Source organism: Cognatishimia sp. (assembly GCF_049116455.1).
Classification (GTDB): Bacteria; Pseudomonadota; Alphaproteobacteria; order Rhodobacterales; family Rhodobacteraceae; genus Cognatishimia.
This window is the reverse complement of the sequence record NZ_JAGDYW010000001.1, coordinates 620,394-645,285: the sequence shown is the minus strand read 5'-3', so window position 1 is coordinate 645,285 and position 24,892 is coordinate 620,394. Positions and strand designations below refer to the sequence as shown.

The following is a 24,892-nucleotide window of genomic DNA, read 5'->3' as shown; positions in this document are numbered from 1 at the left end:
ATCAACCCGCCGCAAGGTCCAGCTGATCGATTTGCGCCATCGCCAAACGGCCACCGTATGTTGCGCTCAGGTTTTCAGAAGTAAACGTCGTTGCAACTGACCCCTCGGCTACTTTGCGCGTGTTGATCAAAAACACATTGTCGAAGTACTCAGCCACCGTTGCGAGATCATGATGCACCGCAACAACTGTCTTACCTTCGTCCTTCAACGATTTAAGCACCGAAATGATAGCTTTTTCTGTGGCCGCATCCACACCAGCAAAAGGTTCGTCCAACAGGTAAAGGTCGGCATTTTGCGCCAGAGCGCGCGCCAGGAATACACGTTGTTGCTGCCCACCTGAAAGCTGTCCGATCTGCCGGTCGGCAAAATCCGCCATGCCTACGCGATCAAGACAGGCCAAGGCTTTTTCTGTGTGACGCGCACGCACGCGGCGCAACAGGCCCAATTCTCGGTAGAGCCCCATCATCACCACATCCAAAACGCGGGTTGGGAAATCCCAATCGACGCTGGCGCGCTGGGGTACATAAGCAATGCGGTTGCGATGCGCTTTCAACGACGCACCATAGACCGTCGCTTGGCCAGCCAACGGCTTGATGACACCCAAAGCAGCCTTTAATAGGGTCGATTTTCCAGCGCCGTTTGGTCCAATGATTGCAGTCATTGCACCCTCGGCAACTGTCATATCAGTGGAAAACACAGCCGGTTTTTCACCATAAGACACGGTCATACCGCGGATGGCCAAAGGGCTTTCCGAAATTGGATCAGTGGTCACAACGCCTTGCTCTGTCGCCAATGCCAATGTCATTATCGCTCTCCTCCCAAGTAGGCCTTAAGACCCGGCGCTGAGTTTGTTCTGCATACCGCGCATCGGGACATCACCGCCCAACGCGTCTGCGATCACCGTGACGTTGTGGTCAATCATGCCCACATAGGTGCCTTCATAAGTGCCTTCGATGCCCATCGCGTCGCTGAACAACTCGCCACCGATTTTGATCTCGTGACCCTTCGCTGCCGCGCCTTCGATCAAGGCCCGGATATTGCGATCAGAAACAGAGCTTTCAACGAAGATCGCCGAAACCTGACGATCGACGAGCATATCCACCAGCGTGCTAATCCGATTGAGCCCAGCTTCTGATTGAGTGGAAATTCCCTGAATGCCGAGCACTTCAAAACCATAAGCTGATCCGAAATACCCAAAGGCATCGTGTGCTGTCAGCAAGACACGCGCCTCTGCAGGCACAGTAGCCATTGCCTTGCTGGAATAGCCGGACAGTTTCGCAATTTCAGCGAGATGCGCAGCCGCGTTCGCTTCAAACACAACTTGAGATTCAGGCTGCAGTTCAATCAATGAATCGCGGACTTCAGCAACCACCAAGGACCACAATTCGGGATCCATCCAAACATGCGGATCAAATTTATCCGCGTAGTCGTCATGACCTTTCAAAACCTCTTTCGGCAGCCCTTCGGCGACAGCAACAACACGACGCTTTGCTCCGAGGTCATGAAAGAAATCTTCCATCTGCGCTTCAAGGTAGAGACCGTGCCACAGCACCAAATCCGCACGCGTCATTGCAACGATGTCAGTCCGGGTTTGCCGATACGCATGTGGATCAACGCCCGGCCCCATCAAACCTCGCACATCCACCAGTTCGCCACCCACCTGACGCGCCGCATCTGCGATCATGCCAGTTGTGGCCACAACGCTAAGCTTCTCAGCAGCGTACACAGGGGCCGCAATAACAGCCGCGGCAACAGTCATGAACAATCGGCGAGAGAATCGCATTTCGGGCTTCCTTCTTCTTGCGACTGAATATGAGAATTATTCGCAACAAAGTCAACGCAATTGAGAATTATTCGCAAGTTAATTTTACCAAATGGACAAATAATCACCAGAATCGACCTGAAACGTCTTGTAATATTGAATGCTGCATGAAAAATTGGCAGCGATCTAAGCTTAGAGACCGTCATGCAAACAACAATCCAGCAAGACGCGACCCATCAGCTACCACAAGCTGTTGAGCCGCGTAATCCCGGCATGGAGCTCGACCTTGATTGGGTTCGCGCCGTTCAAGCCAACACATCTGCCATTGAGCGCCGTGCAAAGACTTTGCCTGGGCGTCGTTCGGTGAAAAAAGACCATCAGGCCGCTTGGCTATTGAAAGCCATTTCATTGATGGATCTGACCACCCTCGCCGGTGATGACACCGAAGGCCGCGTGAAGCGGCTTTGCGCCAAGGCAAAACAGCCCGTGCGCGAAGAATTGTTGCAAGCGTTAGATATGTCCGGCCTTACCACCGGCGCGATCTGTGTCTACCATGACATGATCGAAACCGCCGTGACTGCAGTCGAAGGCACGGGTATTCCTGTTGCCGCCGTTTCCACCGGGTTTCCTGCAGGCCTGTCCCCCTTCCATCTGCGCGTCGAAGAGATCCGCCAATCGGTTGCTGCTGGTGCGGCAGAAATCGACATCGTGATCACACGTCGTCATGTGCTTCAAAGCAACTGGCAAGCGCTGTATGACGAGATGAAAGCCTTCCGCGAGGCCTGTGGCGATGCTCATGTAAAAGCGATCTTGGCGACTGGTGAGCTTGGTACTTTGCGCAATGTCTATAAGGCGTCTCTTGTTTGCATGATGGCTGGCGCTGACTTCATCAAAACCTCGACCGGCAAGGAAAGCGTTAATGCGACCCTGCCCGTATCTCTTGTGATGATCCGTGCGATCCGCGAATATTATGAACGCACTGGCTTCCGTGTCGGCTACAAACCAGCAGGTGGCATCTCTAAAGCCAAAGACGCGCTGGTTTACCTATCGCTGATCAAAGACGAGCTGGGCGACCGTTGGTTGCAGCCTGATCTATTCCGCTTTGGGGCCTCTTCTCTGCTTGGCGACATTGAACGCCAACTAGAGCACCACGTGACCGGCAAATACTCGGCGGGCTACCGCCATGCGATGGGATAAGACACAATGACCGTCAAAGAAATCTTCGAAACCATGGACTATGGCCCTGCCCCGGAATCTGCTGCTGATGTTTTGGCGTGGCTGGTGGATCAGGGTTCAAGCTTTGGGCATTTTATCAATGGCAAGTTCACCGACGCGTCCGAAGGGTTTGACAGCAAGAACCCAGCGAATGGTGAGGTGCTGGCGCAGCTTTCCCAAGCCACCCAAAATGACGTTGATACAGCTGTGAAAGCAGCGCGTGCTGCGAAAAAAAAATGGGCAGCACTGCCGGGTCACAACCGAGCGCGTTATCTCTACGCGATTGCGCGCTTGGTGCAAAAACACAGTCGCTTGTTCTCTGTTCTTGAAACGCTCGACAACGGCAAACCAATTCGCGAGAGCCGCGACATCGATATTCCATTGGTGCATCGTCATTTCTACTATCACGCGGGCATGGCCCAACTGATGGACAGCGAACTCCCAGACCGCGAAGCACTTGGGGTCTGCGGGCAGATCATCCCATGGAACTTCCCACTGCTGATGCTGGCCTGGAAAGTCGCGCCAGCCATTGCGATGGGCAACACGGTTGTTCTGAAACCGGCTGAATACACTTCCCTGACCGCGCTGCTTTTCGCTGACATCTGTCGCCAAGCGGGCCTGCCAAATGGCGTTGTGAACATCGTCACAGGTGACGGTGCTGTTGGCGAAATGATCGTCAACCACAACGACATCGACAAAATCGCCTTCACCGGCTCAACATCTGTCGGTCGCAAAATCCGCGAAGCCACTGCAGGTTCAGGCAAGACGTTGACCCTAGAGCTGGGCGGCAAGTCACCTTACATCGTTTTCGAAGACGCTGACATCGACAGCGCGATTGAAGGACTGGTAGACGCGATTTGGTTCAACCAAGGTCAAGTCTGCTGCGCTGGCTCTCGTTTGCTGGTGCAAGAAGGCATTGCAGATCAGTTTTACTCAAAACTGAAGGCGCGCATGGATGGGCTGCGTATTGGCAACCCACTGGATAAATGCATCGACGTCGGCGCCGTAGTTGATCCGGTTCAGTTGAAAACCATCACCGACTTGGTCGATAGCAATGACGATGGCGAGGTCTACCGTGCGAACAGCACCGTACCAGCTGAAGGCTGCTTCTATCCACCGACATTGATCACTGGCCTTTCAACAGCTTCCAAGCTGATGCAGGAAGAAATCTTTGGCCCGGTACTTTGCGCCATGACCTTCCGCACACCGGGTGAAGCCGTCGAAATCGCCAACAATACGCGCTACGGGCTCGCGGCTACGCTTTGGACAGAAAACGTAAACCTCGCGCTTGATATTGCGCCAAAACTCACCGCTGGTGTTGTTTGGGTCAATGCGACCAATCTCTTCGATGCCGCTGCCGGGTTTGGCGGCGTGCGCGAAAGCGGCTTTGGCCGCGAGGGTGGCTGGGAAGGTTTGGCGGCGTACACCAAGCCAATCGCGGCTGCGAAAACCCTTTCTAATGTCGAAGCTTTTACGGGTGAGGACGGACCTGTTGATCCGCTGGATCGCACCGCCAAGCTTTATATTGGCGGGAAACAAGCCCGCCCAGATGGCGGATATTCCCAAAATGTCTATGCAAAGAATGGCAAACTTCTGAGCCAAGCCCCAATTGCGAATCGCAAAGACATTCGCAATGCAGTCGAGGCTGCGGCGAGTGCAAAGGCGTGGTCGAAAACCACAGGCCACCTGCGTGCGCAGATCCTATATTATATCGCCGAAAACCTCTCTGCACGCGCAGACGAGTTTGCCAGCCGCATTGATACGCTGACCGGCAAAAAGGGCGGCGATAAAGAGGTTCAAGCCGCGATCTCGCGTCTGTTTACCTATGCGGCTTGGGCGGACAAATACGATGGCCAAGCACATGGCGTGCCGATCCGTGGTGTTGCCTTGGCAATGAAAGAACCGGTAGGCGTGATTGGCGCGATCTGTTCTGACGAAGCACCGCTATTAGGCCTCATCTCCGCAATGGCCCCTGCAATTGCAATGGGCAACCGCGTGGTTCTAACCGCATCAGAGGCCTATCCTCTGGCGGCGCTGGACTTCTATCAGGTCCTGGAAACCTCTGATGTGCCCGCAGGTGTCGTGAACATCCTGTCCGGCAACCATGCAGAGCTTGCAAAAACGCTTGCAGATCACCTGAACGTCGATGCCGTCTGGAGTTTCTCAAGCAGCGACATTTCCGGCGTGATCGAAGGTGCAAGCGCGGGCAATCTGAAACGCACATGGGTTAACAACGGTCAGGCGAGAGACTGGATGGGCGCGGATGGAGAGGGCAAAGAGTTCCTTGAAGCCGGAACAGAAGTCAAAAACATCTGGATCCCATACGGCGAATGAACAGTTCGTCCAGCAGAAACGTAGTGATCCTTGGTGCGACCGGAGCGGTTGGCAGCGAGGCCATGCGCGAACTGGCTTTGATGGACGAGATTGCAAAAGTTACGGTGCTCACGCGTCGTCCTTTTACTGCGGTTCAATCTGACAAGTTCGTCGAACACATCGTCGACCCGCTTGATCCGCAGACATATGCGCACCTTCTTGTGGGACATGAAATCGCCATCTGCACGCTCGGAGTCGGTGCGGTTTCTTCAGTCAGCAAAGAAGACTTTCTACGCGTTGATCGGGATGCGGTGATTGCCTACGGTGAGGCCTGTAAAGCAGCAGGTGTCCTGCATTTTGAATTGCTATCCTCGATCGCAGTAAACCCAAAATCCAAGAGCTTTTTCTTACGTAGCAAGGGCCAGCTAGAGGATGCCTTGAAGGCCATGCGCTTTGAACGGCTGAGCCTCTTTCACCCCAGCATGATCCTGACCCCAAACAATAGATACGGCGTCGGCCAGGCCATCACCCTTGCCGTTTGGCCAAAGCTCGCCCCGATTTTGAGCGGTCCTTTACGCCACATGCGCGGCGTCAAAGTTGCTACACTCGGGGCAGCCTTTGCGCGAAATCTAACTGAAATCGGTGAGCCAGTCGAAATCCTCGAATGGGATGATTTTCAGAGACTGACGCGATAAGTCAAAGACGCGCGAGGCGCTGATCAAACGCTGCCCGAGCTTATCCCTCGGGCTGTCCCACAATCACAAAATGCAGGTCTTCTGGGCGCAGGATGCGTTTCGCCACGCGCTTGATGTCTTCCATCGAAACTGCATTCACCTTGTCATTGCGTGTCGCAATATAGTTGATAGGCAGATTGTCCATCTGCATCCCAACCAGAATATTTGCGATCGGCCCATTGCCATCAAAACGCAGGGGATAAGCCCCGGTCAGATAGGTTTTGGCCTGCAGCAGTTCTCCCGTTGTGGGACCATTATCTGCCATGCGTTTCCACTCATCCTTGATGACCTCAATTGCCTGCCCAATCCGATCATTCGCCGACGCCACCTGGCCAAGATAAAGCTCGCCAAGATCTTTCGCGACCAAGAATGAACTCACTCCGTAGGTTAAGCCACGCTTTTCGCGCACCTCATCCATCAAACGGCTGTCAAACCCCGAACCACCAAGGATCTGATTCAAAACGTAAGCGGCAAAGAAATCTGGATCATCTCGCGTAATGCCTTCGTGTCCAAATATCGCAACAGATTGCGGTGTTGCAAAGTCGATCACCGTCTGACCACCTTCGAGCTGGTAGTTCGCCCGATCTGGAAGCACCGCAGCTTCTGCCGGCAACCCGTTCAGCAAGTCATCGACAAGCTCACCTAATTCTTCGCCGGAAATATCTCCGACCGCTGACACTATAACATTGCCCAGCGCCATCGCGTTTTGATGCGCGTCGACGATGTCATCTCGTGTCAGGCTAGTGACGCTTACTTCGGACCCATTCAAAGAGGTCGCATAGGGGTGATCGGGAAAAGCCAGCGCATCAAAAGTCTGGCTGGCAATCCGATCCGGATCTTTCGCATCAGATCGAATGATCGACAAAACCTGCTCGCGCACACGATCTACTGAAGTCTGATCAAAGCGAGGTTCAACAATAGATTTTCTGAGCAACGCCATCGCTTCCTTTCGGTTCTCGGTCAAAAACCGAGCCGAAATGGCGACAACATCATCATAAGCTTCATAGTCAAACGATGCCGCCAAACGCTCTGCTTCGCGCGCAAAGTCCTGCGCGTTCATCTCGCCGGTGCCCTCTTCAAGCAAGCCAACCATCAGATTCGTAGCGCCGCGTTTGCCGGGCAAATCTAAGGTGCCGCCGCCCTGAAACCAGACATTAAGTGCCACAAATGGAATGGAGCGCTCTTCCACCAACCAGGCCTGCACGCCAGCGGGGCTGGTGATCTCTTGGATGTCAACTTCAGCCTGCGCAGGAAAGGCCATAAGGACGGCAAGAGCCGCAAGGGTACGACGGATCATTGTTTCACCTCTTCTTGAGCAGCCGGTGCTTCTGGCGCTTTAGGGCGCATAAGCCAGCCGGTGACTGATTTGTTCACATCAAATACACGTTCGGCAGCCGCAAAGATGTCCTCTTCGGTGACAGCTTGCAGCAGGTCAGGCCATGCCCGAACGTCATCGACTGTGAGGCCAGAGGTCAGAGCGCGACCATATCGATTTCCGACACTATCTGCCGAATCTCGTGCGTAAATCTGCTCGGCCCGCAGCTGCATCTTGATGCGCTCAAGATGTTCAGGCTCTACGCCGTCACGCAAAAAGTCTTGGACTGCCCCATCCAACGCAGCCTCGGCGTCGCCTAACGACACCCCTTGGGACGGTACGATCACCAGACCGAAGGTTGTGTCGTCCAATGACACACCACTGTAGAAGGCTGATACATAGACAGCTTGCTCGGTGCCAAACTGCAGCTTCTCTGCCAAAACTGAATTTGGCCCGCTGCCAAGAACCTGCGCCAACATCGTCAAAGCAGCTGCTTCCTTTTGATCACCAGGATCACGTTCAGGAGCAAGGTAAGACCGGGTAACATACTCCTGCGCTACACGCGCATCTCGAAACTCCATCCGGCGCGCCGATAGCTGCGGTGGTTCTTGTGTGCGCAGGCGTTCTGGCAAATCTGGGTTTGCAGGGATCACACCATAATGCGTTTCCGCCAGCGCCTTCACTTCATCAGGGTTCACGTCACCGGCGACAACCAAAATAGCGTTATTGGGCGCATAAAAGGTTTCGTAAAAATCCAACGCGTCTTGCTTATCGAGAGTCTCCATCTCATGGCGCCAGCCAATGATCGGCACGCCATAACGGTGGTTCATATATTGTGCGGCATTGCGTTGCTCGTGAAACAGTGCGCCAGGGCTGTTTTCGGTGCGTTGATTGCGCTCTTCGATGATGACATCGCGTTCGGTCAGCACATCACTTTCAAGAATGCGCAGATTGACCATGCGCTCACTTTCCATCTGCATCATCAACTCTAGGCGATCCGACGCAATGCGCTGGTGATAAGCCGTGTAATCAAAACTGGTGAAAGCATTGTCGCGGCCACCATTGGCTGTGACAACTTTTGAAAACTCACCCGACTCAAGGTTTTCGGTCCCTTTGAACATCAAGTGTTCAAGGAAATGCGCGATACCAGAAACACCGGGTTTCTCATCTGCCGAACCTGCCTTGTACCAGACCATGTGCATCACAACGGGGGCACGGTGATCTTCGACCACGACAACCTGCATGCCGTTATCCAGCGTGAAATCCGTGACCATTTCCTGAGCTTTCAGGGGCAATGCGACAAGGGCGATAGCCCCGGCCAACTTCAGCAAACGCTGCATCGGTGTCTCCTCAAATCAATTGTTTAAATAGTTACGCTGCGCGCAGGCACGTTCAACCCCACAAACATCTTTGTGAGGCAAACGTTAGCGAAGTCTGAATGTTTTATTGTGGTGGAGGGGCCGTCGGTGTTTTGACACCTGCAGCACGCCAACGGGCAAGCTCCGCATAGGCGTTCAAATGATAAAACCGGTACACTTCGTTGTAGCGGTCAGGTTTGGCCAGTCGCCACCCTGTAAAACGTGAGAAACGGCCACGCACTTTTTCGTCATCTTCTGCCAGTTGTTCACGAATACCACCGCCGCTACCGTTCCGCGCAGCATAGCTCACTAAGGCAGCATCTCCAGAAGCAAAAGTTCCGGTATCTGGCGTTGCTTGCGCACGACCACCTAGGGCCACCACCGCATCATTTTGCGGATCTTGGTCTGTGAGATTGCCGCCACCCGGTGTCGGTGTTGGCAAAGAGGCATAATTCTCAGGCTGACTTAATGGCTTGGTTGGAATGATTGAAAACTCATCAGGCCCTGCATCATCAGAAGACAATACACGAATACCGCGCTCGTTCGCGCAGGCTGACACCAATAAGGCAAATCCGAAAATGACCGCTCGCGACACGCGCATTGAGAAACTCCTGCCGTTTCGCCAAGCTTTAACCCATCATGCAGCCGACGTCACGCCTGCTTTTTAGGTCCACCCCAAATGGCAAGACCCAGCGCACCGGCAAAGATCGCAATATCAGCGACATTAAAGGCGTAGGGATTCACAAACCCGCAGCAGGACATATTTAAGAAATCCGCGACAGCGCCATAAAGCAAGCGATCCACAACATTACCAAGCGCACCACCGATCAGTAGGCCCCCTGCTATCAAACCCAGTTTACCCGGTCGATCCTTGGACACCCAATAGTAAACGAAACCGCTGATCAAAATGGCGATGGCAATCAATATCCAACGCGCCAGATCAGAACTATCCGCCAGGAGGCCAAAATTGATTCCTTGGTTCCAAGCCATGTGGAAATTCAGAAATGGTGGAAACACCTCAATCTGACCAACTTCACGCAAATCAAGTGTATGCACCACAAGATACTTGCTCGCTTGATCAACGAGGAATGCCCAAAAGCCTGCCCAAAATACGAGTTTCATCACTCGTGTCCTTTCTAAACGTCACCCCGACGTTGCGATCCCTGGCTGGGCTTTGCGCCTCTGCTGGGAGCCATTTGGCCCGACCGTCACCGGACGGGCCGTTGTTAACATATCTTAATGGCGGAAGTGGCGCATGCCTGTAAAGACCATTGCCAATCCCGCTTCATCTGCCGCTTTGATCACTTCATCATCGCGCATCGAACCGCCCGGCTGAATCACGCAGGTGCCACCGGCTGCAGCAGCTTCCAATAGACCGTCTGCAAATGGGAAGAAGGCATCGGATGCCACTGCAGACCCTTTTGCGAGGCTTTCGTCCAAGCCCAGCTCTGCAGCCATACGCTGCGCTTTCGCTGCAGCAACGTTTGCACTGTCCAAACGAGACATCTGGCCAGCGCCCACGCCAACGGTCGCGCCATTCTTAACGTAAACGATTGCGTTGGACTTCACGTGTTTCGCGACTTTCCATGCAAATTGCAGATCCGCCATTTGTTCGTCGGATGGCGCTTTCTTAGTGACGACCTTCAGCTCTTCTACGGCAACAGAACCCACGTCTTTGTCTTGAACCAACATGCCGCCTGCGACTTGCTTGTAAGCTATGATCGGTTTGCGCGGGTCTGGCAGGCCATCGGTCAGCAACAGACGCAGATTTTTCTTTGCTGCAAAAATCTCTTTAGCTGCGTCAGACGCACCCGGCGCGATCACAACCTCAGTGAAGATTTCAGTGATCTTAGTGGCCGTGTCGGCATCCAGCGGCTGGTTCAAAGCAACGATACCGCCAAAGGCTGATGTCCGGTCGCAATCAAAAGCCTTTTGGTAAGCATCAACCAGAGTGTCACCCACCGCTACGCCACATGGGTTTGCGTGTTTAATGATTGCAACGGCTGGGCCATTTGCGGGATCAAATTCCGCGACCAGTTCAAACGCCGCATCCGTGTCGTTGATATTGTTGTAAGACAGTTCTTTGCCCTGCAACTGGGTCGCTGTAGCCACACCCTGACGACCAGAGCCATCAGTATAGAACGCAGCCTGCTGGTGGCTGTTTTCACCATAACGAAGCGTCTGAACCAGCTCGCCTGCAACCGCGCGACGACGTGGTGTTTCTTCACCAATCGCGGAAGCCATCCAGTTGGACACAGCCGCGTCATAAGCTGCAGTGCGTGCATATGCGATCTGAGATTGCTTGCGACGGAAAGCATAAGTTGTCTGACCATCGTTGGCTTCGAGTTCTGCCAGCAAGCCATCGTAATCTTGAACGTCAACAATCACGGCAACATCATCGTGGTTCTTGGATGCCGCACGGATCATCGCAGGACCGCCAATATCGATATTTTCGATGCAGGTTTGATAATCACCACCCGCAGCCACTGTGGCCTCAAACGGATAAAGGTTCACAACCAGAAGATCGATGCCGCCAATGCCGTGCTCTTCCATGGCCGCCACATGCGCCGGGTTAGACCGTAGCGCCAGCAAACCACCGTGCACTTTTGGGTGCAGAGTTTTCACGCGGCCATCCATCATCTCTGGAAAACCAGTAACGTCGGCCACATCCACCACGGTTAGACCTGCGTCGCGCAGCGTCTTGGCAGAGCCGCCGGTTGAGAGCAGTTCAACGCCACGCGCAGCCAGCGCTTGGCCCAGCTCGATCAGCCCGGTTTTGTCAGATACAGAAAGCAATGCGCGGCGAATAGGAGTCAGGTCGGTCATCAGGTCGAAGTCCAATCAGTGTGTCAGGTCCAGCTCATCCCGGTTCAAGTCACGAATGGCAATCGACGTTTCTTGCGCCTTTGACAGTGACCACCGGATGCGGGTCGCATACTCCATTGCGACGCCGGATAAAACGATCTGTTTGGCCGCACGCGGTTTTAATCGTCCTTTTTCGAGGTAAACGGACGAAGAAAGGCTCAGATTCGCGCCTGAATTGTGCCTAAAGACCCAGATCTCTCCGCTTTTCAGCGCTATCGAAACGGCTGCCCCACCCAAATCGACCGCAGCATCGACCTCTGGATGCAAATGGAATCGGGCCTGATAAGGGATACCTTGCAGATTTTTGGCGTCCATCACGCGATCAAATTGCCGTTTTGAATTGTCATCCAACGCCAACAATAAGTCTTCGCCGGCAAGGCCTCTCCCATCAAAGGTCAGCTCTAATGTTCGCGCATGCGTTAGACCATGCGTCGCGACATACCCGTTGTGACCGCTTTCCAGACGCAAACCATCATTCGCACTGCTTAGCTGAACCGGCACATCGCTCGGCGCATCAATCAACTGTTCTTCGCGCCAGCCTTTGCCGCTTTCGCCAAGTCGTGCAGATGAAAACCCATCGAGTGAAAGAGTTGAATGGCTAGGCGTCGCGCGCCCTGCCCGGCGCCACTCTTCACCAAAGGAATCTCCGGGCCCGCAATTTACAATCACAGGCCGACGCCCGCTGGTCATTTCAAAGGCCAGCGTGGATGCATGTGCATTTAGTGAATTCTCACCGAGTGGCGGTTGGCTAGCATCTTGAATGATACTGGTGCGGCCTGAAGACAGGCGCGCATAACCCATGGCCTGTCCATCTGGCTGCCGATCCTTGACTTTGCACGCTGCTAAAGCTGCGTCCAAGCGCCCCTCCATTCCACGACCGCCTCCATGGAATCGGGCAAGCCCTCCATCCGCATGGCGTAGGGTACGCAACGTCGGTGCGATACGCTGGATAGCGGTGCGATGTGTCTCACTGGGTTCGCGTCCCGCATCTTCAAGCGCCACACGTGCCCAAGTCAAAAGGGTGAGAACCTCAAGCAGTTCCTCAGGATTTCGCGTCGCCAGTCCGCCTTGATCGTCAATTTGACGCTGACATTCCTTCGCCAGAGCTTTCAATGCTGGATCAACATGTTCGGACATGCCTTCAAGGGCGAGCCCCGCGTAGATCAACCCAGTCAAAGCCTCAAAACGAGGTAATCCCGGTGCAGTCGCATGCCAACGACGGCTCAGGAAAATGACCTGCTGGCCGAGTGAGCGATAGAAGGCATCTGATTGTTCTTTGTCTTGTCCTTGCAGCAGCAAGATTGCGTGGTTGATCCAGCGGATCAATCGACGGCCAGCAAGCTCTGGCGTCCAACCTGGCCCTCGGCCGCGACCATACCGTTCAATCCAACGCCAGACCCAAGCCTGACCTTTTTGACGTGCGGCCGTGTCGCCAACTGCGGCCAAATCATCAAGCCAAGCAAAGCCGTGGAGTTCTTGTTCATATTCGGCGTCAGGTGCCTGCAAGTCCCAGATCGACGTTTCAGGTGCAACAATCAGATGCCCGGCAAATAGAAAATTGCCCGCCAAAAGCTGGCGGCCCTTGGCGAAAACGCCAATGGTGCGGGGCTCTGGCATAGACGTAAACAACGTCGCTGGCCGCGCCAATGTACTTAGCCGAGCATGCAATCGATGCATGGCGCTAGTGTAGCGCGAACTGGGGCTATTTGGATTGAGCATTCACTCTGCCTCTTACGCTCTTGTGGCGTTTGAGCAGAGTGTAGCTGTCCTTTTTGGCAAAGTCACCGATTCAATCGCAAGGGGAGCCCTGCGCTGAAATTTGCTGATGCAGCTAAATATTGAGCCTCAGGTTTTCACCAAGCACGCGATGTAAAAACCGTCCATGCCACCTTTGTCCGCCCAATAATCAGGCCGCAGACGCAATCCACCTTCTTCGGTAAACCAAGCCTCATCGATACCCGGAAGGCGCAGCGCTTCAACGTCGGTTTGAATATTGGAATGGCGCGCCAAAGCATCTTCGACTTGGCATTCACCTTCGTCTGGCAACAGTGAACAAGTGCAATAAACCAAACGACCACCTGGCTTTAGCATGTCCAAAGCGTTGTCCAGCGTCGCAGCTTGCAGATCAAACAGCCCTGCAAAGTCGCTGCCATCCTTGGCATGCGGTAGGTCTGGGTGACGCCGGATCGTACCTGTCGCCGAGCAAGGCGCATCCAACAAAATCGCATCCCAAGCTCCGGTTTCAACCAGCGCGTCACCGACAACCAATTCTGCTTCAAGTTTGGTCCGTTTTAGGTTCTCACGCACCCGTTCCATGCGATGCTTATTGCTGTCCACCGCGCGAACTTTTGCACCAGCTGCGGCCAATTGCATGGTCTTACCGCCCGGCGCAGCACAGAGCTCAAGGACAGATTCGCCTTCTTTAGGCGCCAAAACCTGAACCGGAATCGCGGCCGCTGCATCCTGTACCCACCAGCTGCCCTTTTTGAACCCGGGCATCGTTGAAACCTGCCCTGAATCGTCCAGACGAACAGAGCCTGTCTCAAGCAGCTGACCACCAAGAGAACGCTGCAATGCGCCTCTGTCACCTCTTGCTGTTAAATCCAAAGGCGCACCTTCAAAATGGGCTTTTTCCATCGCCTGCACAGCTTCGCCACCATATGCCATCACCAAGGGCTCCCGAATCCACTTCGGCAAACGCGGGATACGTAAAATGTTCCACGCATCTGGACCGGCAGCTGCAACCTTGCGCAGTACGGCGTTGACCAAACCTTTCATGGCCACAGTCCGGTTGTTCGCGCCTACTATCGAAACCGCACTATTGACGATGCCATGGGCAGCGCCGCCTTGGCACAGCTCGACTGTTGCAACCCGCAATACATTGCGCACTGTTAAAGGTGGATATTTCTTAAGATGCCTTTGCAGCATACGGTCCGCACGCTCCAAGCCACGCAGGGTGTCTATTGCCAAACGTTGTGCAGTTGCGCGTTCTGCAGGCTGCAGACGATCTAGTGCCCCCGCGGCGATACACTCGGACAAAAGACGACCTTCGCCAATCACCTGATCCAGCAGGTATACGGCTGACCGCCGCGCTTGAACGCCTGTTTGCGCCATCTAAGGGAACCCTTTCGTTTGCCCAATGGGCCTTGTCCATATGGGATGGGGGCGTATATCAAGGGGGTGATTGGAAAGGAAGGCGCTCTATGAGTGAATCTGAAAAGCAAATCTCGGATCTGCCACCCGCAGCACAACGCGCCTTGGCCGAAGCCGAAGAGCGCCGCAAGAAGGCCAAAGATCTTGGGCTTGCGCCAGAGCTCGGAGGGCGCGATGGCCCAGAGCCAGTGCGCTTTGGCGACTGGGAAAAGAAGGGCATCGCTGTCGATTTCTGATGCAATGCGCTCAAGGGAGCCATGTCCGCAGCTCAACCGTGCGCCTAGGTCGCAGGTCTCAAAATTGAAGTTGATGATATGCCATCCTAGGTTTCCTTATGGAACACCATGTGCGAACAGATGGAATGCGCTATGACTGAAGTAATCTCAAACCGCCCGCTAGCACCGGCCCTGAAAAATGGCTTGGCCCTGAAGTGTCCGAAATGCGGTGAAGGTAACGTTTTGCACAGTTATCTCAAAGTGCACGACGAATGCTCGGTGTGCCATGAAGAGCTACATCATCATCGCGCCGATGATGGCCCTGCCTACCTAACCATTCTGCTGGTTGGTAAAGTCATGATCTTTTCTTTGACAATGATGTGGGAGTTCTGGCGCCCGGATCCACTGACAATGGCCTTGGTGATCAGTGCGATTGCGATCGTGGTGTCATTGCTGGCTTTGCCACGGTTCAAAGCCCTCATTGTGGCCTATCAATGGGCTAAGCGCATGCACGGGTTTGACAAGCGCTAAGCCTCTATCCAAGCCGTATTGCTGGGGTTAAAGCCCCAGCACATCCAGCATGTTGTAATGACCGGGCATCTTATCCTGGCCCCAAAGCGCAGCTTTCAAAGCCCCTTTTGCGAACAAAGCGCGGTCCGTTGCAACGTGACGCAGAATGATATTTTCGCCCGCTCCTGCGAACAAAACATCATGCTCTCCGATAATAGAGCCGCCACGGATGGCAGTGAAGCCGATATCGCCTTTTTTGCGTGCTCCAGTAATGCCGTCACGGCCACGATCTGACACTTCGTTCAGATCGACACCGCGCCCTTCGGCCGCTGCCTCACCCAACATCAAAGCCGTCCCCGACGGTGCATCGACCTTATGATGATGGTGCGCCTCGATCACTTCGATATCGAAATCGTCATCCAAGGCTTCAGCAACTTTTTTGGTGAGTAGTGTCAGTAGATTGACACCAAGACTCATGTTCCCAGCACGCACAATCACCGCGTGGTAGGACGCCGGTTCCAATTGGGCAATCTCTTCATCGCTCATGCCGGTTGTCCCAATGACATGCACAGCGCGCGCCTGAGCCGCCAGTTTCGAGAATTCAAGCGTCGCGGACGGCGCGGTGAAATCGATCACAGCCTGTGCTTTGGCAAAAGCTTCCAAAGGTTTGTCTGTGACGGTTACGCCCAGCGCGGAACCGCCCATAGCGACGCCAACGTCCTGACCCACCCAATCGTGACCCTTACGCTCGACAGCACCGACAAGTTTGGCATTGTCGCTTTCGATCACGGTCTTGATCAACATCTGTCCCATGCGGCCTGAAGCGCCAGTAATCACAATACCTGGAAGGTCTTCCATCTTTATCTCCTATTCGGTATGGCCCAGCCTTTACTGCAATCTGCCGCGCTTGGCAAAGGGGCCGAAAGCGCATAAGGGATGCCTATGGCTAAGAATAACTTTAATGGCGACGCGGGCCCGTCTCAGCGTCAGTTGCGCGTCGGCGAAACCATTCGGCGTGGACTGTCCGAAATTCTGATGCGTGGTGACATTCACGATCCGGATCTGAACCGCATGTCGATCACTGTCGGCGAGGTGCGTACCTCCCCTGATTTGCGCATTGCAACTGTCTATGTGCTGCCACTGGGTGGTAAAGGCAAAGAGGACGTTCTTAAACTTCTGTCTAAGAACACCTACGAGCTACGCCGAATGATCGGTAAAAAGCTAGGCCTCAAGCACACGCCCGAGCTGCGTTTCCAACTGGATCAGACCTACGATCAGATGGATGAAACCCGTCGCATCCTAAGCGATGCACGCGTACAGCGGGATGTGGAAGCCAATGTTGATGTCGACGATGAGGACAGCGCATGAAAGCCATCCTCGGCCTTGTAGCAACGCTTGCTATCTGGCCGATGGCTGCTGCGGCAGTGTCCTGTACCGATGAGACCTTTGAAGGCAATCGTTATACCGTCTGCGAAGTGGACAGCGCACAGTCCGACATACGCTTATTTCTGCGTGATAAAACAGATCGCATCTTAGGCCACTTCGACGTGGTCCAACAGCAATTGGAAGAAACCCAAACGCTTTCCTTTGCCATGAATGGCGGCATGTATCACCCAGATCGCCGCCCAGTCGGCTATTACGTGGAGGACGGCACACAGAGTCAAAAGCTCTATCCAAATGCGGGTCCAGGTAATTTTGGCTTGGTCCCAAACGGAGTCTTTTGCGTTCGCGACGGCCGTGCCGATGTCATCGAAGCCAAAGCCTTTGAAGCGCAACCAAAAGAGTGCCGGTTTGCCACGCAATCAGGCCCCATGTTGGTCATCGACGGCACACTGCATCCTAAGTTCATCGCAAACAGCACTTCGAAATTTATCCGGAATGGTGTTGGCACCAGCGCTGATGGCCGCCAGACAGTTTTTGTGAAATCGGAAAACGGTGTGAACTTCCATGAATTCGCACGGTTTTTCCGCGACACCTTGGATCTGCCTCAAGCCTTATTTTTAGATGGTCGTGTGAGCCGCCTTTACGCCCCCTCTATCAATCGTAATGATCCTGGCTTTTGGATGGGTCCGATCATCGGCGTTGTAGAATAAGAATTCGCGTTATCATCCATGATGTGCTTGGCCAATTGACCAAATGGATGTCATTCTATAGGCCGCGCAATTCGAAACACATTGCAAAATCGAGGATGGCATGGGCCGCAAACGTAAAGGGCGCGACATTTCGGGTTGGTTGATTATTGATAAGCCGGCGGGGATTACCTCGACCTCGGTGGTCAACAAGGTGCGCTGGGCGTTTGGCGCAAAAAAGGCAGGCCATGCGGGGACACTGGATCCTGAAGCGACAGGTGTGCTGGCGGTTGCCTTGGGTGAAGCCACCAAAACCGTCCCCTACATCACAGATGCGCTCAAAAGCTATGAATTCACTGTGCGTCTTGGTCAGGCGACCAATACGGATGATGCCGAAGGCGAGGTGATTTCCTCCTCGGATCTACGCCCGTCAGATGACGACATCAAAGCCGCACTTGGGCAGTTTGTTGGCGAGGTTCAGCAGGTCCCTCCAAAATTCTCCGCCGTTAAAATCGACGGGCAACGCGCCTACAAGCTTGCGCGCGATGGCGAAGATGTCGAAATCGCTGCCCGCCCACTTTGGGTGGAAAGCTTGATTATGCTGGACCGTGAGGACACGGATCATGTGTTGCTGGAACTGACCTGTGGGAAAGGCGGATACGTACGTTCAATCGCGCGCGACCTTGGGGAAGCCCTTGACTGTTTTGGGCACGTGCGCGAGCTGCGTCGCGTTTGGTCCGGCCCATTTGAGGCCGAAAACGGACTCAGCCTCGAAACCATTGATGCGCTCGCTAAAACGCCAGAGTTGGATCAGCATCTCCTCCCCTTAACAGCAGGCCTAGAAGGCATTCCCGAAACCACCTGCGCCGCCGAAGCCGCTGTGCGCTTGCGCAACGGTAACCCCGCGATGGTGATTGCAGACGGGCTAGAATACGGCGAAACCTGCTGGGTCAGCCACCAAGGCGTTCCCGTCGCGATTGGCGAATTTAAGTCGGGTGAGCTACACCCGAACCGCGTTTTCGTACTCCCTGAAGCAACATGATCACACGCCGCTTTCAGAAAGGGGATGCTGAATCCGAAGCGCTCTATTCTGACTGCGAGACCTACCGCTATGCGCTGACGCGCGTTTGGGATGTAGAAAGCCCAAGGCTTTTGTACATCATGTTGAATCCATCAAAAGCAACGGAAGTTCAGAACGACGCAACGATCGAACGCTGTGAGCGACGTGCAAGGGCCTTGGGATTCGGTGGGTTCCGCGCAGTGAACATCTTTGCGCTACGAGAAACCCACCCGCACAAAATGCGCAAACATCCCGCACCAGAAGGGCCCGACAATCAACGCATTTTGCAAGCCTCTTGCGATTGGGCTGACACCATCCTTGCCGCTTGGGGCGTGCATGGCGCGCATTTAGAACAGGGGCCAAACACCCATCAGGTCCTAGCTACTGCGGGCTATACACTCAGCCATTTTGGCTTGACAAAAGAAGGTCACCCTCGGCATCCCCTATACGTGCCATATGCTCAACAACCTGAGTTATGGCGCTGATTGAATCCGGGAGAATACCATGTCGGACACACCCGAAGCCGCCATTGCAAAACTGACCGAAGAAGTGGCGCGGTTAAACAACCACCGCTTTATCCGCGTTCAGAATTCGGTTTGGCGCATGATCATGTTTCAATTTGCGAGAGGTTTAGCCTTTGGCCTAGGGACCGTGTTGGGCGCATCCCTATTGGTCTCGCTTTTGGCTTGGTGGGTCAGCCAGTTCGAATTCCTTCCTCTTGTCGGCGACTGGGCCGCGCAAATCGTAAAACAAATCGAATTGTCGCAATAATTCGAGCGGCGTTAACCATTTGACGAGCTATTCGTTTACCCCTTCTGCCTAACGTGATGTCATTCATGAGCTTTGGGAAAGGGCGGGGTGATGTGGTTATTGGCCAGTATATTTGGCGTTATGGCAATGGGTGCGGCGCTCGTCAGCGTGAGCGACACAACAGATGACGACAATGATCCAATAGACGACGACACCGAAGATGGTGGTGCGGGATCCGGTGGGACGACCGGCGGTAGTTCGATCATCCCCGGCGATGATGGCGACAACACGCTGTCTGGATCCGATGGCGAAGACCAAATCAACGGGTATGCAGGTAATGACAACATTTCGGGCCAAGCAGGGGACGATTGGCTGCTTGGTGATGAGGGAAGCGATTCGCTTGTGGGGGGCGCAGGGTCCGACACCCTTGATGGCGGCCGTGATGACGACGTCTTAGCTGGAAATACTGGCAATGATCAGTTGAACGGCGCTAACGGAGACGATTCCCTATCTGGTGGTGATGGTGAGGACAGCCTGAATGGTGGCCTTGGAGACGACATCCTACATGGTGATCTCGGAGATGACTGGCTTGCCGGCCGTCACGGCGATGACACTCTGGTTGGGGGTATTGGCTCTGACACCCTGTCTGGCTTCGAGGGGAATGATCTGCTTGTTGGAACCGCGTTGGATGACAACGACCGAGATCAGGACGGATTAGATTTCTTAAACGGAGGGAGCGGAAATGACGTGATCATCGCTGGTGCTGGTGACGTCTTAAATGGAGGTGAAGGTGTAGATACAGGTGTGTTTGGTCTGTGGAACACAGATGCCGATCCGAGTGTCTGGCAGGATTTCGATCCCGCCGAAGACCAAATTGTGGTTATATTGCCCGAAGGGGTTGAAAGCGTGGTTTCAATCCTAACCGATCCAAATGACCCAACCATTGGTTATCTTCAGGTCGACGGAGAGACGCTTGCCACCTTAGAAGGCGGTGGCGATGTGGAGGCGGAGGCGGTAACCGTGCTGCGTTCCGAACCCGGTGAGATAGAAAATTAACTTCCAATCCCCTAAAATAGGGCCTATACGCGCCCATCTTCTCGTGAATCCAAAGGAATCACGGGTTGCTCCATGGACTCTGCTGGACGACATCCCGGCTTGTGCCCAAAACCCTTAGAATAGGAGACCCCGATGTCGATTACTGTTGAAGAAAAAAACCGCGTGATGAAAGAATTCGCAACCAAAGAGGGCGACACTGGTTCCCCTGAGGTTCAAGTTGCGATCCTGTCTTCCCGCATTGCGACACTGACAGAGCACTTCAAAACCCACAAAAAAGACAACCACGGTCGCCGTGGCCTTTTGAAAATGGTTGCTCAGCGCCGTAAGCTGCTGGACTACCTGAAAGGCAAAGAAGAAGCTCGTTACACAGACCTGATCAAACGTTTGGGCCTGCGTCGCTAAGGAATTCACATTCCGGCTTAAAGAAACACCCGCTCGCTCGAGCGGGTGTTTTTGTTTAACCCCGAGGACCAATTGCCTCGAGGATATCAATCAATTCCAAAATGTGACGTTCTTTCGTACGAAAACTCGACAGGCTGATCCGAAACGCAGGGCGCGCCTTCCAAACCGTAGCACCGAACCAGACCCGACCAGATGCTTGCACTGCGGCAACGATGCGCTGTGTGGCAACGTCATCAAACCCTCGTACCAGCACCTGATTCAATACCACACGGTTAAGCACTTCAAATCCGGCTGCAGTCAGCCGCTCCGCCACAAACCGCGCCTGCACGTGGTGCTGCTCGACCATGCGCGCCACCCCGTCGCGGCCCAGTGTTCGCAATGCTGCCCAAACAGTCACGCCACGTGCTTTGCGTGAAAACTCCAACGTCAGGTTTTTTTGGGAATCCGCAGACGCGCTGGAATAGACCGCATCGCTATTCATCACCCGCGCCAAAGCCTGCGGATCGCGGCAGATCGCCATAGCGCTATCGTAGGGAGTGTTCAGCCACTTATGTCCATCCGTCGTCCAGCTGTCAGCCGCGTCAATTCCATTTGTTAGGTGGCTCAGCCGAGATGTGCTGCGTGCCCAAAGGCCAAAAGCACCGTCAACATGTACCCAAGCACCTGCATCATGCGCCATTCGGATAAGTGGGTCGAAGGGATCAAATTCACCCGTATTCACCTCCCCTGCCTGCAAGATAAGGATCGTCTGATCATCGAGGTCAGGCAGGCTTTCCGGAACAATCCGGCCAAACTCGTCGGTTTTAGCTTTTATGACATTGTTCCATCCAAACCCAAGGATTTGCAGCGCTTTCTTGATGGTCACATGCGCGACATCGGAAACAACGACCCGAATATCTGGCGCACCGACAAGACCTTCTTCAACATAGTTCCAACCTATACGGGCCAGAAGTTCCGCTCTGGCGGCAGCAATGCAGCTCAGTCCGCATGCGGTTGCAGAGGTCCCGAAAGCGACGGCCGATTGTTCGGGAAGCTTTAAAATTTCCAAGACCCACTTTGCAGCCTGCGTTTCGAGTGCATGAACACCCGGCGCACTGTCCGCACTGGATGCACATTGGTCCCAAGCCAGAGCCAGGCGATCCGCGGCAGCCGCCACAGGCAAGCTCGCGCCAAGGACAAAGCCAAAATATCGTGGCCCGTTTGACGCTACGGTCGCGCTTCCTGCAACTGTATTCATAAGTTCCAATGTCGATAGAGCAGAGTGTCCTGTCTGAGTGAGCTGTTCGTTAAGACGATCAAGATCGCGAATGGACTCTTCACTGGGATAGGACGGACGATACTCGGTAAGTGCAGTGTAGGCACGCGCGAATTGATCCGCTTGTTGTAGCAACTCAAGTTCATTCATGGCATCTTCCCTATAATCGAATCTATATTGAATAATATCTATATAGGAAAAAACCTATATGCCTACCCAAATCTTAGATGCTCTTCCGATGCTGCGCGCGATGTCAAATCCGCACCGGGCACAGATCATCGAATGGCTGCTGGACCCGACAGCGCATTTCCCTCCACAGCGGGATGGCAATTTAATCGAGGATGGCGTCTGCGTTGGCTTTATCACCGACAAGACTGGCCTCAGCCAACCAACGGTCACCGGACACATGCGAACGCTAGAAACTGCGGGCCTTGTGAGTTCCAAAAAGATTAAAAACTGGGTCTTCTACAAAATTCAGGCGTCCGCCCTTTCCAGTCTGGGCTCAATCCTCTGCGACGCCTCCAAGCACACACCTTAACCGCACGCCATATCGCTTCCCAAAGACGTAAAACTCCTGTATGGCGCTTGGTATCTGAGACGAGTGCAGGGCCTCGGCACGCGAAAGAAAGATAGATGAGGTCGGTGGCAATGGGGCCACCATGCAAAACGGGAGACCCGGAGGGCCGGGAGAGCTCCCAATTAGGATACGATGATGTTCACAGAAACAAAGAAATCGATGCAGTGGGGGGAAGAAACCCTCACGCTGGAAACGGGTAAAGTTGCCCGTCAGGCTGATGGCAGCGTAATCGCCACTTTGGGCGAAACCAGCGTCATGGCCAACGTAACTTTTGCAAAGGCACCAAAGCCAGGTCAGGACTTTTTCCCACTGACCGTGCACTACCAAGAAAAATACTACGCTGCTGGTAAAGTACCTGGCGGCTTCTTTAAGCGCGAAGCGCGCCCAACTGAAAAAGAAACACTGACAGCCCGTCTGATCGACCGTCCGATCCGTCCGCTGTTCGTGGATGGCTTCAAGCACGAAGTGCTGGTCATGTGTACTGTTCTGTCCCACGATCTGGTCAACGACCCAGACATGGTTGCGATGATTGCGGCTTCCGCAGCGCTGACCATTTCCGGTGCGCCATTCATGGGCCCAATCGGTGCAGCACGTGTTGGCTTTGAAGATGGCGAATACATCCTGAACCCACAAGTCGACGACATGCAGGACCTGCGCAACAACCCAGACCAACGTCTGGATCTGGTTGTCGCTGGAACCAAAGATGCCGTCATGATGGTTGAATCCGAAGCATACGAACTGACCGAAGCTGAAATGCTGGGTGCGGTGAAATTTGCACACGAAGCAATCCAGCCAGTCATCGACCTGATCATTGATCTGGCCGAAGATTGTGCAAAAGAGCCATTTGACTTCCAACCACCTGAGTACACCGAGCTTTACGAAGCGGTGAAAGCAGCTGGCGAAGAGCAAATGCGCGCAGCATTTGCTTTGACTGACAAGCAAGAGCGTACATCTGCCGTTTCCGCAGCACGTACAGCGATCAAAGAAGCGCTGAACGAAGAGCAACTGGAAGACGCGAACCTTGGTTCCGCAATGAAAAAGCTGGAAGCTGGCATCCTGCGCGGCGACGTTGTGAAAACAGGTAAGCGTATCGACGGTCGTGACACAACAACTGTTCGCGCGATCGAAAGCCAAGTTGGCTTCCTGCCACGGACCCACGGTTCTGCCTTGTTCACACGCGGCGAAACTCAGGGTCTGGTTGTGACCACATTGGGCACAGGCGATGACGAGCAAATCATCGACGCGCTGCACGGCAACTTCCGCTCCAACTTCCTGCTGCACTATAACTTCCCTCCATACTCTGTTGGTGAAGTTGGTCGTGTTGGTGGCCCAGGCCGTCGTGAAATCGGTCACGGTAAACTGGCATGGCGCGCGCTTCAGGCAGTTCTGCCAGCGGCAACTGACTTCCCATACACTGTTCGTGTTGTATCCGAGATCACAGAATCCAACGGTTCGTCCTCTATGGCATCCGTTTGTGGTGGCTCCTTGTCTATGATGGACGCGGGCGTTCCGCTGAAATCTGCGGTTGCTGGCGTTGCGATGGGTCTGATCCTGGAAGACGACGGGTCTTATGCGATCCTGTCCGACATCCTGGGTGACGAAGACCACCTCGGCGACATGGACTTCAAAGTGGCAGGTACCGAAAACGGCATCACCTCTTTGCAGATGGACATCAAGGTTGCAGGTATCACACCTGAAATCATGGAAAAGGCGCTGGCGCAGGCGAAAGACGGCCGGTTGCACATCCTGGGTGAGATGAACAAAGCGCTGTCTGGCGCGTCTGACTTCTCTGTTCACGCACCTCGCATCGAGACCATGAACATCCCAACCGACAAGATCCGTGAAGTGATCGGTTCTGGCGGTAAGGTGATCCGTGAGATCGTTGAAGTGTCAGGTGCTAAGGTCGACATCAACGACGAAGGTGTGATCAAAATCGCATCTCCGAATGGTGAGTCCATCCAGAAAGCCTATGACATGATCCACGCAATCGTGGCAGAGCCAGAAGAAGGCGCGATTTACACTGGTAAGGTTGTAAAGATCGTAGACTTCGGTGCTTTCGTGAACTTCTTTGGCAAGCGCGATGGTCTGGTACACGTGTCCCAGATCGAAAACCGCCGCCTGAACCACCCATCTGACGTTCTGAAAGAAGGTCAAGAAGTTAAGGTGAAACTGCTCGGCTTTGATGACCGCGGTAAAGTGCGCCTGTCCATGAAAGTGGTTGATCAGGAAACCGGCGAAGAAGTCGTTCCTGAGAAGAAAGAAAAGAAAGAAGACTAATCCGTC

Annotated in this window: 25 protein-coding genes; 14 read left to right on the top strand and 11 right to left on the bottom strand. The window is 54.0% G+C overall.

The window, feature by feature from the left end; genetic code table 11:
* Window position 1 precedes the first annotated feature (1 nt).
* Both JXQ85_RS03140 and JXQ85_RS03135 read right to left on the bottom strand, forming a co-directional pair.
* Window positions 2–805 carry a metal ABC transporter ATP-binding protein gene (locus tag JXQ85_RS03140; RefSeq protein WP_421747392.1) on the bottom strand — a complete coding sequence of 268 codons (804 nt, stop codon included), beginning with the start codon at window positions 803–805 and terminating at the stop codon, window positions 2–4.
* A gap of 24 nt (window positions 806–829) precedes the next feature.
* Window positions 830–1,783: a metal ABC transporter solute-binding protein, Zn/Mn family gene (locus tag JXQ85_RS03135; RefSeq protein WP_421747391.1), complete on the bottom strand. Its 954-nt coding sequence runs from the start codon at window positions 1,781–1,783 to the stop codon at window positions 830–832.
* Between the two features lie 183 nt (window positions 1,784–1,966).
* Between JXQ85_RS03135 and deoC the strand changes: the two genes are divergently transcribed.
* From deoC to JXQ85_RS03120, 3 genes are read left to right on the top strand one after another with little or no spacing between them, the layout of a single operon-like run.
* On the top strand, window positions 1,967–2,959 hold the full coding sequence (deoC, locus tag JXQ85_RS03130; protein ID WP_421747390.1) for a deoxyribose-phosphate aldolase: 993 nt from the start codon (window positions 1,967–1,969) through the stop codon (window positions 2,957–2,959).
* Window positions 2,960–2,965: 6 nt separating this feature from the next.
* Entirely contained in the window at window positions 2,966–5,311 is a 2,346-nt protein-coding gene (locus JXQ85_RS03125) for an aldehyde dehydrogenase family protein (protein WP_421747389.1), read from the top strand.
* A complete protein-coding gene (locus JXQ85_RS03120) occupies window positions 5,308–5,985 on the top strand; it encodes an NAD(P)H-binding protein (RefSeq protein ID WP_421747388.1) in 678 nt (225 codons plus the stop codon). The genes JXQ85_RS03125 and JXQ85_RS03120 overlap by 4 nt, the downstream gene beginning before the upstream one ends.
* Window positions 5,986–6,025: 40 nt before the next feature.
* On the opposite strand, the gene JXQ85_RS03115 is transcribed toward JXQ85_RS03120, so the two are convergent.
* The 7 genes from JXQ85_RS03115 to JXQ85_RS03085 all read right to left on the bottom strand — a co-directional run bounded on the left by JXQ85_RS03115 (window position 6,026) and on the right by JXQ85_RS03085 (window position 14,676).
* A complete protein-coding gene (locus tag JXQ85_RS03115; protein ID WP_421747387.1) occupies window positions 6,026–7,321 on the bottom strand; it encodes a M16 family metallopeptidase in 1,296 nt (431 codons plus the stop codon).
* On the bottom strand, window positions 7,318–8,679 hold the full coding sequence (locus JXQ85_RS03110) for a M16 family metallopeptidase (protein ID WP_421747386.1): 1,362 nt from the start codon (window positions 8,677–8,679) through the stop codon (window positions 7,318–7,320). The genes JXQ85_RS03115 and JXQ85_RS03110 overlap by 4 nt, the downstream gene beginning before the upstream one ends.
* A 103-nt stretch (window positions 8,680–8,782) precedes the next feature.
* The gene (locus JXQ85_RS03105) at window positions 8,783–9,298 is read right to left on the bottom strand and encodes a DUF3035 domain-containing protein (protein WP_421747385.1); all 516 of its coding nucleotides are present in this window, start codon (window positions 9,296–9,298) and stop codon (window positions 8,783–8,785) included.
* 50 nt (window positions 9,299–9,348) lie between these two features.
* Entirely contained in the window at window positions 9,349–9,819 is a 471-nt protein-coding gene (gene lspA / locus JXQ85_RS03100; RefSeq protein ID WP_421747384.1) for a signal peptidase II, read from the bottom strand.
* Window positions 9,820–9,933: 114 nt separating this feature from the next.
* A complete protein-coding gene (gene purH, locus JXQ85_RS03095; protein WP_421747383.1) occupies window positions 9,934–11,523 on the bottom strand; it encodes a bifunctional phosphoribosylaminoimidazolecarboxamide formyltransferase/IMP cyclohydrolase in 1,590 nt (529 codons plus the stop codon).
* A gap of 15 nt (window positions 11,524–11,538) precedes the next feature.
* A complete protein-coding gene (locus JXQ85_RS03090) occupies window positions 11,539–13,281 on the bottom strand; it encodes a heparinase II/III family protein (RefSeq protein WP_421747382.1) in 1,743 nt (580 codons plus the stop codon).
* Between the two features lie 126 nt (window positions 13,282–13,407).
* Window positions 13,408–14,676, bottom strand: coding sequence for an RsmB/NOP family class I SAM-dependent RNA methyltransferase (locus tag JXQ85_RS03085; RefSeq protein ID WP_421747381.1), 1,269 nt, complete (start codon window positions 14,674–14,676; stop codon window positions 13,408–13,410).
* 89 nt (window positions 14,677–14,765) lie between these two features.
* Here JXQ85_RS03085 and JXQ85_RS03080 point away from each other — a divergent pair, with 89 nt between their 5' ends.
* Together JXQ85_RS03080 and JXQ85_RS03075 are read left to right on the top strand one after the other, a co-directional pair.
* Window positions 14,766–14,951 carry a DUF1674 domain-containing protein gene (locus JXQ85_RS03080; RefSeq protein WP_421747380.1) on the top strand — a complete coding sequence of 62 codons (186 nt, stop codon included), beginning with the start codon at window positions 14,766–14,768 and terminating at the stop codon, window positions 14,949–14,951.
* 132 nt (window positions 14,952–15,083) lie between these two features.
* A complete protein-coding gene (locus JXQ85_RS03075) occupies window positions 15,084–15,461 on the top strand; it encodes a DUF983 domain-containing protein (RefSeq protein ID WP_421747379.1) in 378 nt (125 codons plus the stop codon).
* A 27-nt stretch (window positions 15,462–15,488) separates the two neighbouring features.
* On the opposite strand, the gene dapB is transcribed toward JXQ85_RS03075, so the two are convergent.
* Entirely contained in the window at window positions 15,489–16,298 is an 810-nt protein-coding gene (dapB, locus tag JXQ85_RS03070) for a 4-hydroxy-tetrahydrodipicolinate reductase (protein ID WP_421747378.1), read from the bottom strand.
* Between the two features lie 84 nt (window positions 16,299–16,382).
* Between dapB and rbfA the strand changes: the two genes are divergently transcribed.
* From rbfA to rpsO, 7 genes are all read left to right on the top strand, one after another.
* Window positions 16,383–16,808 carry a 30S ribosome-binding factor RbfA gene (gene rbfA, locus JXQ85_RS03065; protein ID WP_421747377.1) on the top strand — a complete coding sequence of 142 codons (426 nt, stop codon included), beginning with the start codon at window positions 16,383–16,385 and terminating at the stop codon, window positions 16,806–16,808.
* Window positions 16,805–17,533, top strand: a complete 729-nt coding sequence (locus JXQ85_RS03060; RefSeq protein WP_421747376.1) for a phosphodiester glycosidase family protein — start codon at window positions 16,805–16,807, stop codon at window positions 17,531–17,533. The genes rbfA and JXQ85_RS03060 overlap by 4 nt, the downstream gene beginning before the upstream one ends.
* Before the next feature lie 100 nt (window positions 17,534–17,633).
* Window positions 17,634–18,551 (top strand): tRNA pseudouridine(55) synthase TruB, encoded by a 918-nt coding sequence (gene truB / locus JXQ85_RS03055; protein ID WP_421747375.1) that lies wholly within the window; start codon window positions 17,634–17,636, stop codon window positions 18,549–18,551.
* Window positions 18,548–19,054 (top strand): DUF1643 domain-containing protein, encoded by a 507-nt coding sequence (locus JXQ85_RS03050; RefSeq protein ID WP_421747374.1) that lies wholly within the window; start codon window positions 18,548–18,550, stop codon window positions 19,052–19,054. Before truB ends, JXQ85_RS03050 begins: the two co-directional genes overlap by 4 nt.
* 19 nt (window positions 19,055–19,073) lie before the next feature.
* Window positions 19,074–19,340 (top strand): DUF5665 domain-containing protein, encoded by a 267-nt coding sequence (locus JXQ85_RS03045; protein WP_421747373.1) that lies wholly within the window; start codon window positions 19,074–19,076, stop codon window positions 19,338–19,340.
* Window positions 19,341–19,430: 90 nt separating this feature from the next.
* Window positions 19,431–20,375, top strand: coding sequence for a calcium-binding protein (locus tag JXQ85_RS03040; protein ID WP_421747372.1), 945 nt, complete (start codon window positions 19,431–19,433; stop codon window positions 20,373–20,375).
* 132 nt (window positions 20,376–20,507) lie between these two features.
* Window positions 20,508–20,777 (top strand): 30S ribosomal protein S15, encoded by a 270-nt coding sequence (rpsO, locus tag JXQ85_RS03035; RefSeq protein WP_421747371.1) that lies wholly within the window; start codon window positions 20,508–20,510, stop codon window positions 20,775–20,777.
* Window positions 20,778–20,832: 55 nt separating this feature from the next.
* Here rpsO and JXQ85_RS03030 read toward each other — a convergent pair whose 3' ends face one another.
* Window positions 20,833–22,182, bottom strand: coding sequence for a pyridoxal phosphate-dependent decarboxylase family protein (locus tag JXQ85_RS03030; RefSeq protein WP_421747370.1), 1,350 nt, complete (start codon window positions 22,180–22,182; stop codon window positions 20,833–20,835).
* Between the two features lie 58 nt (window positions 22,183–22,240).
* Between JXQ85_RS03030 and JXQ85_RS03025 the strand changes: the two genes are divergently transcribed.
* Together JXQ85_RS03025 and pnp are read left to right on the top strand one after the other, a co-directional pair.
* Window positions 22,241–22,570 carry an ArsR/SmtB family transcription factor gene (locus tag JXQ85_RS03025; RefSeq protein WP_421747369.1) on the top strand — a complete coding sequence of 110 codons (330 nt, stop codon included), beginning with the start codon at window positions 22,241–22,243 and terminating at the stop codon, window positions 22,568–22,570.
* A gap of 174 nt (window positions 22,571–22,744) precedes the next feature.
* The gene (gene pnp / locus JXQ85_RS03020; RefSeq protein ID WP_421747368.1) at window positions 22,745–24,886 is read left to right on the top strand and encodes a polyribonucleotide nucleotidyltransferase; all 2,142 of its coding nucleotides are present in this window, start codon (window positions 22,745–22,747) and stop codon (window positions 24,884–24,886) included.
* Window positions 24,887–24,892: the final 6 nt, after the last annotated feature.